At 73.5% G+C, this 12,684-nt stretch carries 15 protein-coding genes; 14 read left to right on the top strand and 1 reads right to left on the bottom strand.

Annotated elements, in window-relative coordinates:
- Positions 1-18 precede the first annotated feature (18 nt).
- From ACWDVW_RS10880 to ACWDVW_RS10815, 14 genes are all read left to right on the top strand, one after another.
- Positions 19-798, top strand: coding sequence for a cell division protein FtsQ/DivIB (locus tag ACWDVW_RS10880; RefSeq protein ID WP_449946812.1), 780 nt, complete (start codon positions 19-21; stop codon positions 796-798).
- 242 nt (positions 799-1,040) lie between these two features.
- A complete protein-coding gene (gene ftsZ / locus ACWDVW_RS10875; RefSeq protein ID WP_449946783.1) occupies positions 1,041-2,156 on the top strand; it encodes a cell division protein FtsZ in 1,116 nt (371 codons plus the stop codon).
- Between the two features lie 9 nt (positions 2,157-2,165).
- Complete coding sequence (locus ACWDVW_RS10870) at positions 2,166-2,909, top strand: YggS family pyridoxal phosphate-dependent enzyme (protein WP_449946781.1); 744 nt, start codon at positions 2,166-2,168, stop codon at positions 2,907-2,909.
- A gap of 193 nt (positions 2,910-3,102) precedes the next feature.
- Positions 3,103-3,792 (top strand): cell division protein SepF, encoded by a 690-nt coding sequence (locus tag ACWDVW_RS10865; protein ID WP_449946779.1) that lies wholly within the window; start codon positions 3,103-3,105, stop codon positions 3,790-3,792.
- A 29-nt stretch (positions 3,793-3,821) separates the two neighbouring features.
- Positions 3,822-4,127: a YggT family protein gene (locus tag ACWDVW_RS10860; protein WP_111212523.1), complete on the top strand. Its 306-nt coding sequence runs from the start codon at positions 3,822-3,824 to the stop codon at positions 4,125-4,127.
- A 44-nt stretch (positions 4,128-4,171) separates the two neighbouring features.
- Positions 4,172-4,969 carry a DivIVA domain-containing protein gene (locus tag ACWDVW_RS10855; RefSeq protein WP_117227072.1) on the top strand — a complete coding sequence of 266 codons (798 nt, stop codon included), beginning with the start codon at positions 4,172-4,174 and terminating at the stop codon, positions 4,967-4,969.
- Positions 4,970-5,043: 74 nt separating this feature from the next.
- Positions 5,044-5,631 carry a hypothetical protein gene (locus ACWDVW_RS10850; protein WP_449946776.1) on the top strand — a complete coding sequence of 196 codons (588 nt, stop codon included), beginning with the start codon at positions 5,044-5,046 and terminating at the stop codon, positions 5,629-5,631.
- A gap of 3 nt (positions 5,632-5,634) precedes the next feature.
- On the top strand, positions 5,635-5,940 hold the full coding sequence (locus ACWDVW_RS10845) for a DUF167 domain-containing protein (RefSeq protein WP_396742637.1): 306 nt from the start codon (positions 5,635-5,637) through the stop codon (positions 5,938-5,940).
- A 330-nt stretch (positions 5,941-6,270) separates the two neighbouring features.
- Positions 6,271-6,690: a TraR/DksA family transcriptional regulator gene (locus tag ACWDVW_RS10840; RefSeq protein ID WP_117227075.1), complete on the top strand. Its 420-nt coding sequence runs from the start codon at positions 6,271-6,273 to the stop codon at positions 6,688-6,690.
- Positions 6,691-6,757: 67 nt separating this feature from the next.
- Positions 6,758-7,435: a signal peptidase II gene (locus ACWDVW_RS10835; protein ID WP_350696382.1), complete on the top strand. Its 678-nt coding sequence runs from the start codon at positions 6,758-6,760 to the stop codon at positions 7,433-7,435.
- Positions 7,432-8,376, top strand: a complete 945-nt coding sequence (locus ACWDVW_RS10830; RefSeq protein WP_449946774.1) for an RluA family pseudouridine synthase — start codon at positions 7,432-7,434, stop codon at positions 8,374-8,376. The genes ACWDVW_RS10835 and ACWDVW_RS10830 overlap by 4 nt, the downstream gene beginning before the upstream one ends.
- A 42-nt stretch (positions 8,377-8,418) precedes the next feature.
- A complete protein-coding gene (locus ACWDVW_RS10825; protein WP_449946773.1) occupies positions 8,419-9,432 on the top strand; it encodes a hypothetical protein in 1,014 nt (337 codons plus the stop codon).
- 96 nt (positions 9,433-9,528) lie between these two features.
- Positions 9,529-11,061 (top strand): MinD/ParA family ATP-binding protein, encoded by a 1,533-nt coding sequence (locus ACWDVW_RS10820; RefSeq protein ID WP_449946771.1) that lies wholly within the window; start codon positions 9,529-9,531, stop codon positions 11,059-11,061.
- Positions 11,062-11,146: 85 nt separating this feature from the next.
- Positions 11,147-11,986, top strand: a complete 840-nt coding sequence (locus tag ACWDVW_RS10815; protein ID WP_449946769.1) for a DUF2567 domain-containing protein — start codon at positions 11,147-11,149, stop codon at positions 11,984-11,986.
- Here ACWDVW_RS10815 and ACWDVW_RS10810 read toward each other — a convergent pair.
- Positions 11,898-12,599, bottom strand: a complete 702-nt coding sequence (locus tag ACWDVW_RS10810; protein WP_449946767.1) for an LON peptidase substrate-binding domain-containing protein — start codon at positions 12,597-12,599, stop codon at positions 11,898-11,900. The genes ACWDVW_RS10815 and ACWDVW_RS10810 overlap by 89 nt on opposite strands.
- Between the last annotated feature and the right edge of the window lie 85 nt (positions 12,600-12,684).

Here is a 12,684-nt window from a genome sequence, read left to right as displayed (position 1 = left end):
CGCGGGCGCGGCACCGGTGTGGACGGCGGCGGAGGTCGCCGTCCCACCCGGCGGTGGCAACTGGTCCGGGCCGGCCGGGACGCGGTGCCCGCCTCCACCCGGCGGTTCATGGCCCGGGCCCGGCGTCGGCGGATGCGCGCCGCGCTGCCCTGGGCGGTGGCCGGTGGCGTGCTCGCCCTCGCCGGTCTGGTCGCGTGGACGCTGCTCGGCACCGGCCTGTTCGGGGTACGCGAGATGCGGGTGGAGGGCGCCGAGCTGGTCACGGCCGTGCAGGTGCGGGAGGCGGCCGGGGTGTCCGACGGCGCGCCGCTGGCCCGGGTCGACCTGGCCGAGCTGGCCGCCCGGATCGGCACCCTGCCGCCGGTGGAGCGGGCCACCGTGCACCGGGACTGGCCGGACGGGCTGGTGGTGCGGCTGACGGAGCGGACCGGCGTGGCGGTGGTGCCGCGCGATCAGCAGTTCGACGTGATCGACGCGGCCGGGGTGGCGTTCCGGACGGTGCCGCAGCGGCCGGACGGGCTGCCGCTGCTGCGCCTGGCCGCCGCCGGGCCGGACGATCCGGACACCCGGGCGGGGCTGACGGTGCTCGGCGAGCTCACTCCGCAGTTGCGCGGTGAGCTGGCGGAGGTCCGGGTCGAGGGGCTGGCCCGGATCAGCGTGCTGCTGCGCGACGACCGCACGGTCTTCTGGGGTGACGCGACACGCGGGGCGGACAAGGCCCGGGTCGCCACCGCGTTGCTCGGCGAGGAGGCCGACCGGATCGACGTCAGCGCGCCGGACGTGGTGACCTTCCGGTGAGTGGCCGATCAGGCTGTGAAGCGTCCCGCTCCACCGGCGACACGCCGGAAAGGTCCTTGGCACATCGCTCGGCTGCGCTTACGTTGCCCGGAAGAGGATCAGTGGTTGACATAACTGTAACCCTCTAGTAGAGGGTGAGGGTTTGCCTCGCGCCCTCGCTGGGTGACAGCCGAGTCGACCGCAGGTCTGGCCACGCCGAAGCCGGTCGGGGAGCAGCCAATCTCGAAGGGAAAGGACCGGAGATGACACCTCCGCACAACTACCTGGCGGTCATCAAGGTCGTCGGCATCGGGGGCGGCGGCGTCAACGCCGTCAACCGGATGATCGAGGTTGGGCTCAAGGGCGTCGAGTTCATCGCGATCAACACGGACGCGCAGGCGTTGCTGATGAGCGACGCCGACGTGAAGCTCGACGTCGGTCGCGAACTGACCCGGGGCCTCGGCGCCGGGGCCAACCCGGACGTCGGCAAGAACGCCGCCGAGGACCACCGCGACGAGATCGAGGAGGTGCTCAAGGGCGCCGACATGGTCTTCGTGACCTGCGGCGAGGGCGGTGGCACCGGCACCGGTGGCGCTCCGGTGGTGGCGAACATCGCCCGAAAGCTGGGCGCGCTGACCATCGGTGTGGTGACCCGTCCGTTCTCCTTCGAGGGCAAGCGTCGTCAGGTGCAGGCCGAGGCCGGCATCGACGAGCTGCGCAACCAGTGCGACACCCTGATCGTCATCCCCAACGACCGGCTGCTGGCCCTCGGCGACCGCAACATCAGCATGATGGACGCGTTCCGCACCGCCGACCAGGTGCTGCTCTCCGGTGTCCAGGGCATCACCGACCTGATCACCACGCCGGGTCTGATCAACCTGGACTTCGCGGACGTCAAGAGCGTGATGAGCGGCGCCGGCAGCGCGCTGATGGGCATCGGCAGCGCGCGCGGCGAGAACCGCGCCGTGGAGGCCGCCGAGGCGGCCATCTCCAGCCCGCTGCTGGAGCAGAGCATGGACGGCGCGCGCGGTGTGCTGCTCTCCATCGCGGGCGGCTCCGACCTGGGGCTGTTCGAGATCAACGACGCCGCTCAGCTGGTCACCGACGCGGCGCACCCGGACGCCAACATCATCTTCGGCGCGGTGATCGACGACGCCCTCGGTGACGAGGTGCGGGTGACCGTGATAGCCGCAGGCTTCGACGGTGGCACTCCGGCGTACAAGGCGGCCGAGCCGACGCGCAAGACGAACCAGAACCAGCCGGCGCAGCCGAGCACCCAGGCCGTGTCGTCGCCCGCCGTGCCGGCGCCGACGCAGTCGCCGCGTCGGGTGCTGTTCGACGACGTCGACGTGCCCGACTTCCTCAAGAACGGGTCCTGAGCGGCGCCGATGACCGACAGCCCCGCACTGGTGCGACCCGACCGGCGTGCCGAACTGGCCGCCGGGCTGGCCCGGGTGCGCGCCCGTATCGCCGACGCCTGTGCCGCCGCGGGCCGGGACCGCGCCGACGTGACGATGATCGCGGTGACCAAGACCTACCCGGCCGCGGACGTGGTCGCGTTGGCCGGGCTCGGCGTGACCGACGTGGGGGAGAACCGCGACCAGGAGGCGGCTCCGAAGGCCGCCGAGGTCGCCGCGGCCGGGGTCGCGCCCCGCTGGCACTTCGTCGGCCGGCTGCAACGTAACAAGGTGAAGTCGGTGCTCCGGTACGCCGACATGGTCCAGTCCGTCGACAGCGTCCGGCTGGCGTCCACGGTGGCCGCCGCGGCCGGCGGACGGGACCGCCCGTTGGAGGTGTTGGTGCAGGTCAGCATCGACGGCGACCCGTCCCGGGGCGGGGCGGTGCCGTCCTGCGCCGACCCGGATCTGGGGCTCGGTCCGGTCACCGAGGCGGTGGCCGCGGCCCAGGGCCTGCGGCTGGCCGGTCTGATGGCGGTGGCGCCGCTGGGCTGGGAGCCGGAGCGGGCGTTCGCCCGACTGGCCGACCTCGCCGCGCAGGTGCGCGCCGCGCATCCGGGCGCCACGGTGCTCTCGGCGGGCATGAGCGGCGACCTGGAGGCGGCGATCGCTCACGGCGCGACACATGTCCGCGTCGGTAGCGCGTTGCTCGGAATGCGTCCCACGCTGCGGTAGCCTGGCCGCGAGAGAAGCAAATTACATCAGTGTTGTTTGCGGGAACGGTCTTCCTCGCCACGGGGGGCGTGACGTGCAACGCGAATTGCGCGTCGGAGGATTGCCGTTCCGGTCCAGTGGGCAGGAACGGCCCACTCGCGACAGGCGACACGGCGGGGGCGTGTGCCGCACGGCGGACGGGAAGGGCGCGGGGATGGGTGCACTGCGCAAGGCGGGGGTCTGGCTCGGACTGGTCGAAGAGGACGAGGAGCGGGCCTACGACGACGGTGGCTACGACAAGGGTGGCTACCGCGAGTCGCGTTACCGGCAGAGCCGGTACGCCGAGGAGTTCGCCGACGATGACGACGACGAGGTGGAGGAGGCGCCCGCGCCGCGGCCGCGGCTCGGAGACCGGGGGCGGTTGAGCGAGCGTGCCGGAGGTCGCCTCGGCGACTCCGAGCGGCTGGAGTCGGAGCGGCCGGAGCGGGCCGAGCGGTCCAGCGTGCGGTCGATCACCCGGGCGTCCGCCGAGTCGTCCGGTGCGAACAGCTACCACACCCGGGACAACCTGGCCCTGGCGCCGCAGGTGCAGCCGCGTGAGCGGGTGATGCCCGAGGAGGAGCAGCGCTACCAGATCACCACGCTGCACCCGACCACCTACCGGGAGGCGCGGACCATCGGCGAGCACTTCCGGGACGGCGTACCCGTGATCATCAACCTCACCGAGATGGACGAGGCGGATGCCCGCCGTCTGGTGGACTTCGCCGCCGGGTTGGCGTTCGGACTGCGCGGTACGATCGAGCGCGTGACCAACCGGGTGTTCCTACTCTCGCCGGCCAACGTCCAGGTCACCGCGGAGGACAAGGCCAAGATCGCTGAGGGTGGGTTCTTCAGCCTGAGTTGACCCGCCCGACCCGAGGGACGCCACAAGCCGTGTTGTCGATCTTGCTACAGGTTCTCTACCTGATCACGTATGTCTTTCTGATCGTTCTTTTGGCCCGTTTCGTGTTGAGCGCCGTCCTGCAGTACGGGCGGCGTTGGCAACCTGGTCGCGGAGCATCGGCCGGACTGGAATCCGTGTGGAGCGTCACTGATCCCCCGCTCTGGGCGTTGAGGCGTGTGATCCCTCCGCTGCGAATTGGTACCGTGAGCATCGACCTGGCCTCCCTTGTGCTCCTGGTTATCCTGTTCGTGCTGATGAGGTTTGTGTTAGAGCCGGCGATCATCAGGACCGCCTGATGACCGACGCGCTATCGCGGCCGCAACTGACCCGAGGAGTTTCGATGCCGCTGACCCCGGCCGACGTCCATAACGTCGCCTTCAAGAAGCCGCCGATCGGCAAGCGGGGCTATGACGAGGAGGAGGTCGACGCCTTCCTGGACGAGGTCGAGCGCGAACTCGCCCGTCTGATCGAGGAGAACAACGAGCTGCGCGCCCAGGTGGAGCGCGGCGGTCGGGGTGGCGCCCCGGCCGGTCCCGGTGGCGACGCCCGCCTCGCCGCCGAGCTCAACGACGTCAAGGCGCAGCTCGACCGCGTGCAGCGGGACAAGGCCGCCGCCGAGCAGGCCGCGCGCGCGATGCAGGCCGAGCTGGAGCAGACCCGCTCCGCCGGTGGTGCGGTGCCGGGCGGCGACGGCGAGCAGCAGGCGCTGCGGGTGCTGATGATGGCCCAGCGCACGGCGGACGACCACGTCTCCGACGCGCGCCGCGAGGCCGACCAGCTGCTCTCCGAGGCCCGTTCCAAGGCCGAGGAGGTCACCCGTGAGGCGCGGGCCAAGGCCGACGCGCTGGAGCGGGATGCCCGCCAGCGGCACCAGGAGGCCATGGGCGGCCTGGACGCCAAGCGCACCGCGCTGCAGAAGCACATCGAGGAGCTCAAGCAGTTCGAGCGCGAGTACCGCACCCGGCTCAAGGCGTACCTGGAGAGCCAGCTGCGGGACCTCGACGGTCGCGGTCAGGGCCTGGAGGCCGAGATGACCCGCGGGGACGGCACCCGGGCCGCCGGCAACGGCCTGGCCGCCGCCGGGCTCGCCGGGTCCTACGGCGGCGGTCGCTCCGGCGCTCTCGAGGCCGGTCGCTGATTCGGGCCGGTGGCCGTCGTCGACACGGCGGTCGCCCGCCCTGCCTCATCGGTACGACGCGGCGGGGGTGAGCGGTGATAGTCGTCAGTCTGGCGCTCATCCTCGTCGCCGTGGTGCTGCTGGTGCTCGGTCTGGCCGGCGGCTCCAGTCCGCTGCTGGTCGTCTCGATCGGTGCCAGCCTGCTGGCTGCCGTCGCCCTGGTCACCGGCGCCCGCCAGGCCGCCACCGGTCGCGCGGCGGCCCGTGGTGACCGGGCACCGGACGACGCCACCGGCTCGGCCGTCCAGGAAAGTCCGTCGGGCATCCCGACGCAGCACGTCCCGCCGACCGTCGACACCGGCGACTCCGGGTGGCGGCAACCACCCGGTTCGCCGGTGACGGTCGAGGCGGAGGCCCCGGTCGAGGGCGCGGTGGTCGACGGGTACGACGACGAGCCGGCCGCCCAGCAGATCACGCCGGAGCAGGCCGCACGGCTGGCCCGGCTGCCGGACGAGGTCCGGGTGGTCGACGGGCGACCCCGCTATCACCTGGCCGAGTGCGTGCATCTGGTCGGGCGCGACCACGAGCCGCTGCCCGCCGCCGAGGCGGCGGAGCTCGGCTTCACACCGTGCGGGCTCTGCACCCCCGGCACCGTCCTGCTCTCCGAGTCCGGCCGCCGCTGAGCCGTGGCCGAGGTGCTCACCGTCGCCGTACGGGTGAAGCCCGGGGCGTCCCGTGCCCGGGTGGGCGGCCGGTTCGACGGTCCGCACGGTCCCGCCCTGGTGATCGCCGTCAACGCTCGGGCGGTGGACGGACGCGCCACCGAGGCGGCGCGCCGGGCGTTGGCCGAGGCGCTCGGTGTGCGGCCGGCGGCCGTGTCGCTGCGGGCGGGCGCGGCCAGCCGCGACAAACTCTTCCTGGTCGCCGACGCCGGGCCGGATCCGGTGTCGCGGTTGTCCCGGCTGCGCGACGGTGCGGACCCGCCCGGTTGACCGGCACCGCCACCCGAGTCGCGGACCACGACCTCCCGCTGACAGCCTCCATCGTCGACGGTGGACCGGGGGACGAGGACGGCGAACCGGCCGGCGACGTGGTCGCGATCTGCTAGCGTTCCCCCTGCCCCGGTAATGGCATGAATCGGGGCGGATAGGGCGTTTCGGTGCGGCAGATTGTCGGACGCCTGTACGTTCCGTATCCTTGCCAACCTCCGGAGTGCGCGGCCAGTTCGCCGCGCGCCCGTTTTGTACCTGGGGCAGCCGATGCCGGCGGCCCCTGTCCAGGCGCCGCGGATTTCCCGTGGTGCCGTGGCCGAGGGAGCGACTATGGCCAAGCCAGCCGACACCAGGACCGCAGGCCGCAAGCCAGCGCCGAAGTCCACCCGCAGTGCCGCGGAGACCGAGAAGATCCGTGCCGCGCTGGCGGCCCGCCATGACGAGTTGCGCGCCGAGTACGATCAGACGCTGAGCGAGATCACCGAGCTGCAGCGCGACCGCCTGACCGACTCGGCCGGGGACGACCAGGCCGACACCGGCACCAAGACGCTCGAGCGGGAGCAGGAGATCTCCCTCGCCAACAGCATCCTGGAACGGATCACGCAGGTCGAGCGCGCGCTGGAGCGGCTCGACGAAGGTGGTTACGGCTGGTGCGCGCGGTGCGGCAACCCCATCCCGGTGGAGCGCCTGGCCGCGTTCCCGTCGGCCACTCTCTGCGTGACCTGCAAGCAGCTGGAGGAGCGGCGCTGACGGCTGTCTCCCCGGCACTGGTGCGCGGCGGTGCGACAGCACCGCCGCGATCGTCGATGGGGAGCGAATGAGCGCAGCACCGCCCGCGGGGCCCGGCACCGCCGAGCCGGGCGCCGCCACGAAGTCGCGGCGCCGGCCGGTCACGATCCTGCTCAGCCTCGCGCTGTTCGCGGTGGCGGTCGACCTGTTCACCAAGCACCTGGCCTTGCAGGAGCTGAGCGACCGGGAGCCGGTACGCCTGCTCGGCGGCGCGCTGTACTTCTCGCTGACCCGCAACAGCGGGGCCGCGTGGAGCATGGGTTCGGACTACACCTTCATCTTCCCGGTGATCGGGCTCGGCGTCCTGGGCTGGATCGCCTGGATGGCGCGGACGCTGCGTTCGGTGCCGTGGGCGATCTCGCTCGGCCTGGTGGTCGGCGGTGTGACCGGCAACCTGATCGACCGGATCTTCCGGGCACCGGGCTGGTTCGTCGGGCACGTGGTCGACATGATCAGCGTCTTCGACCCGTACGGCCGGGTCTTCCCGATCTTCAACATCGCGGACAGCGCCCTGGTCTGCGGTGTCGTGCTCGCCGTCGGCCTGGAGTTCACCGGCCGGCAGCGCGACGGCACCCGGGCCGTCGGCGAGGAGCCGCCCGCACCGGCGGCCGGGACCGACGACGCGACGCCGCCCGGCGACGACGCCGGTCCGGGGCCCCGGGCCGAGCGACCGACGACCGACGACGGACGGCGGGAGCGGGCATGACGGCCACCTTCGCCGCCGGCGGCGACCACCGCAGCCTGCCCGTCCCCGACGGTCTCGACGGGATGCGGCTGGACCAGGCCGTCGCCCGACTGTTCGGCCTCTCCCGTACCGCCGCCGCCGCGCTCGTCGACGACGGCGCGGCGCTGGTCGACGGCGCGGTACGGCCCAACTCGCACAAGGTCCGGGCGGGCTCCTGGCTGGAGGTGACGCTGCCGCCGCCGGCCACCGCGCCGGTGGTGGTGCCGCAGGCGGTGCCGGGACTGCGGGTGGTCCACGCCGACGACGACATCGTGGTGGTGGACAAGCCGGTCGGCGTGGCGGCGCACCCGAGCCCGGGTTGGAGCGGCCCGACGGTGATCGGCGGGCTGGCCGCGATCGGGCACACCATCGCCACCAGCGGCGCGGCCGAGCGCCAGGGCGTGGTGCACCGGCTCGACGTCGGCACCACCGGCGTGATGGTGGTGGCCAAGAGCGAGCAGGCGTACAGCGTGCTGAAGCGGGCCTTCAAGTACCGCGAGGTGGAGAAGCGGTACCACGCGGTGGTGCAGGGCCACCTGGACCCGCTGCGGGGCACCGTGGACGCCCCGATCGACCGGCACCCGCACCACGACTACCGCTGGGCGGTGGTCTCCGGCGGCAAGCCCAGCATCACCCACTACGACACGATCGAGGCGTTCCCGTCGGCCAGTCTGGTCGACGTCCGGTTGGAGACCGGTCGCACCCACCAGATCCGGGTGCACTTCTCCACTCTGCGGCACCCCTGCGTCGGTGACCTGACGTACGGTGCGGACCCGACGCTCGCCGCCCGGCTCGAACTGGATCGGCAGTGGTTGCATGCCAGAGAGTTGAGCTTCCAGCACCCCCGTACGGGGGACGAGGTCCGCTTCGTCAGCGACTACCCTGACGACCTGGGACGTGCGCTGGAACTCCTCCGCGACTGACGCGCCCCACCCGTGGAGACCGACCCGACGAGGGGGCTGCCCGTGCGTGCCGGCGACCTGCTGCGGCAGTTGGACCAGCGGCTGCTGCCCCGTCTCGCCGCCGCGATGACCCGGCTCGGCCACGGGCCGACCCGGGTCCCGCTGCTCGGCTGGGTGGCGGTGCTGTCCTGCGCCGCCGTGCTGACCACCGCCGTGCTCGCCACCAACGGCCCACCGGTGCCGGACCGCACCGTCGGTGAGGTGACCCGGGTCGGGGTCTCCGACGGTGACTCCATCCCCGGCTACGAACGCACCGCCGCGGCGGACCTGGCCGCGCTGGGCGGCGCGTCCCGCACCGACGGCACGTACGCGCTGGTCTCGTTGACCGAGTACCGCACGCCGCAGTCGCTCGCGGCGGTCGTCGGCGACGTCGGCGTGGCGGTGGTCTTCGGCCGGGTGCCGCTGCCGGACCGGCAGACCGAGATCGTCCGGATCCCCGCCCAGCGGCTGCCGGAGGACGTGACCGCCGGGATGACCCGGCTGGCCGAGCGCAAGGAGCAGGAGGCGACCGACTACCGGGCCCGGGCCGCCGCGCTCGGCGGCGGTGGACCGCAGCAGCGCGAGCTGCGCGAGCTCTACGAGAGCGGCGCGCAGGTGGCGGCGGCGGAGGCCACCGCGTACCGGTCCGGTTGTGCCTGTCTCTATGCGCTGGTGGTCCGGGCCGCACCGGCGCAGTTGCGCGGCGTGGCCGCCCGGCCGGGGGTGCGGGTGGTCGACCCCGCCCCGGAGGTACGGCGGTTGGAGCGCACCGTCTTCACCCCGCCGCTGCCCGAGCAGCAGGACGTCGTCCGGCCGCCGATCGACCACGGTCACACCGCGTCCCCGATGCCGACCGCCGCGACGGGTTCGCCGACGCCGACGTCGACTCCGGAGCGCGACGCGTCGGCTTCGCCGGAGGTGACGGATTCGTCACCATCACCGGCGGTTCCCTCGTCGGTACCCCCGGTCATCCCGCGCGAGACGGCCTCCACCTCGGTGGACAGCGCCGAGCAGAGCGAAGCGAGCCCGACACCGTGACGGTTGCGGACACATCGGTACGTCGCCCGGTGTGGCCTGAATAGGGTTTCGTTCGTAGCCTGTCAGACGGAAACCAAAGCGCTGGGAGGGCGAGCCGTGGACGGCAGCGAGACCGGTTGGGGACGGCCCGCCGAACCGGCACCGCGTTGGCGGGCGCTGCTGGATCGAGCCCGCCTGGGCGGTCGCGGCGGCGACCAGCCCGCCGAGCGGCAGGCCGACGAGGAGCAGCCGCCACCGTCGCCCGATCCGCTGCCGCGCCGAGGGCCGGGTCCCGGCTACTCCGGGCGGGTGGCGCCGGTCGGACCGCCGCCGGGCGGGCAGTCGCCGATGGGACCGCCACCGGTCGGACCTCCGCCGATGGGACCTCCGCCGCCTCACCGGCAGCCGTACGGTGTGGAGCCCGGTTACCGGGCCGAGGCGAGCTACCGGGTCGAGCCGCCGCGTCCCGCCCCGACGTACCCCGGGCCGCCCGGGAGTCACCCGCCGGAGCCCGGCTATCCGGGTGATCCGGGATATCCGCCGGTGCCCGAGCAGCGTCGTCCCGAGCGCCGCCCTGAGCCGCGCCGCCCCGACCAACGGGGTGCCGACCCGAGCGAGTCGCGGTACACGTTGCTGGACAACGGCTACCGGCACGCCGCCCCGCCGGTGGAGTCGCGGTACGCGTTGCTGGACAACGGTGGTTACCAGCCGCCCTCCCCGCCGGCACCCGCGCCGCCGACGGCACCGCCCGGGCCGCCGGCCCAGGCGCCCCCGGCGGCGCCACCGGGCGCGGTCGGCGGTCGCCCGGGACGCTTCGAGTGGCGGGCGCAGAACCCCGGTGGCGACCTGGAACGGGCCGCCGCCGTGCTGCGGCGGGACCTGGGCACCCCTCGGGTGATCGCCTTCGCCAACCCCAAGGGCGGCGTGCACAAGACCACCGCGACCGTGCTGGCCGCGGCGACCGTCGGCAGCGTACGTGGGCGGGGCGTGCTGGCCTGGGACGACAACGAGTTGCGGGGCACCCTCGGGCTGCGCGCCGGCAGCGCCCGGCATGCCCGGACGATCCGGCACCTCGTCTCCGACCTGGTGCAGATCGAGATCCGCGAGGGACCGGAGCTGCTGGAGATCCTCGACGACTACCTGCGGCACGCCTCCGACGGCTCGTACGACGTGCTGGCCGGTGAGGAGAGCCCCCGGTTCGCCCAACGGCTGGACCAGTTCACCGTCAAGCGGGTGCTCGAACTGCTGCGCCGCACCCACGACGTGATCTGCGTGGACACCGGCAACAACGTGGAGAGTCCGAACTGGCGTACCGTCATGCAGGCCGCCGACCAGCTCGTGGTCACCACCGTGCCGCGCGAGGACGCCGCGTTCAGCGCCGACTGGATGCTCGACCTGCTGCACGAGGAGGGGATGGGGGAGCTGGCCGACAACGCGGTCACGCTGATCTCCTGCCCGACGCCGGGCCGGCTGCCGTTGCAGGGTGACCTGGAGCGGCACTTCGCGACCCGGACCCGGGCGGTGACCGTGGTGCCGTACGACCCGGCGCTGGAGACCGGTTCCTCGATCGAGTACCACCAACTCCAGGGCGAGACCCGGCAGGCGTGGCTGCGGGCGGCGGCGGCGATGCTGGAGCCCTTCGGCCGGTGACGCGTCCGGGCAGCTCACCACCGACGGTGGTGGCGGAGTGGCGACACCGTGCACGGCGTCCGACGGCAACTGCGAGGATCAACGGGTGAGCCCGGAGACCCCCGCCGCCGAACCGCCCGCACCGGTACCGCCGGCCGTCCCGCAGCCGCCGACCGGACCGCCGCGCCGTCCCGCCCGTACGCTGCGGGCCGGTGCCCTGACGGCGCTCGTGATGGGCCTGCTGGGTGTCCCGCTGGGGCTGCTCTGGGCGGTGCTCGCCCCGGCCACCCCGGTGGTCAAGAGTGCTCCCGGTCAGGCCGTCTACGGGCAGGCGCAGCCGGAGCAGCCGATCGCCGCCGACGGCTGGTTCAGCCTGCTCGGTCTCGGTTTCGGGGTGCTCGCCGCGCTCGTCGTCTGGCTGGTGCTGCGGCGCTACCGGGGGCCGGTCGGCCTGGTCGTCGTGGTGACCGGTGGTCTCGCCGCCGCCCTGGTCGCCTGGCAGGTGGGGCGGCGCATCGGGTTGGGCGGCTACGAGCGGCTGCTGGAGAGCGCGCCGGACGGCGCCCGGCTGGCCAAACCCGCCGACCTGCGGGCCGGCGGCATCGAGATGGTGCTCGGCGTGCTGCCGGTGCCGCACGGCAACCTGCTGCTGCCGGCGTTCGGGGCCGCGGTGGCGTACACGCTGCTGGCGGGCTGGTCCCGGTGGCCGTCGCTGCGTCCCGAGCCGGAGCCCGACCCGGCCTGGTTCGTCCCGCCGGCCGGCTATCCGGGCGGGACCGTGCCACCGCCGGTCGGCTATCCGGACGGGACTGTGCCACCGCCGCTCGGCTACCCGGGCGGGCCGGTGCCGCCGCCGGTCAGTTCGGAGCCGGCGGCGCCGTGGCCAGCTCCGCCAGCGGCACCGGCACCGCCCGCACCTGGCGCAGCAGAGCCGCCTCGCGGTTGAGCAGCGTCAGCTCGGCGCGCAGCCGGGCGGCGGTGTCGTCGATCGCCAGCAGCCGCTGCCGGTCGGCCAGGGTCAACGCCGCGGTCGCGGCCACCAGGTGGGAGAGCACCGTCGGGTCCTCGGGCAACTGCTCGCTGAGCTGCTCGGGCTCGGCCCGCATCAGCCCGAGGTACTGCCGGAACACGGCGGTGACCCGGGCCGCGAGCAACGAGGCGGCCTCGTCCGGGCCACTCGGCTCGGGCAGCCACTGCACCTCGGCCGTCAGGTACGGCGCGGAGGCGGAGTCGATCTCGGTGACCCGGAACCGTCGCTTGCCCACGGTGACGATGTCGAACCCGCCGTCGGGCAACTCGGCGACCTCCCGCAGCTCGGCGGTGCAGCCCACCTCGTGCAGCGTCACCTCGCCGGTGCCCGGGGTGACCCGGCCGGGGCCGGGAGCCACCTCCCAGCCACTGCGGATGGCCACCACACCGAACTCGCGGGGCGTACCCGGTGGCAGGTCGACCAGGTGGCGGACCAGCGCGCGGTAGCGCTCCTCGAAGATGTGCAGCGGCAGCACCAAACCGGGGAAGAGCACCGTGGTGAGCGGGAACACCGGCAGCCGTGCGGTCACGTGATCGAGCGTAGCCCCACTCGGCGCCACCGGCGTGTCCCGGCTCACCGTCCCGGACAGCGGGCGGCGTCGGTCGGCCCGTCGG

It is taken from the genome of Micromonospora sp. NPDC003241 (assembly GCF_053589795.1).
Note: the sequence above shows the minus strand (reverse complement) of the source record. Positions and strands in the feature narration are given on the sequence as shown.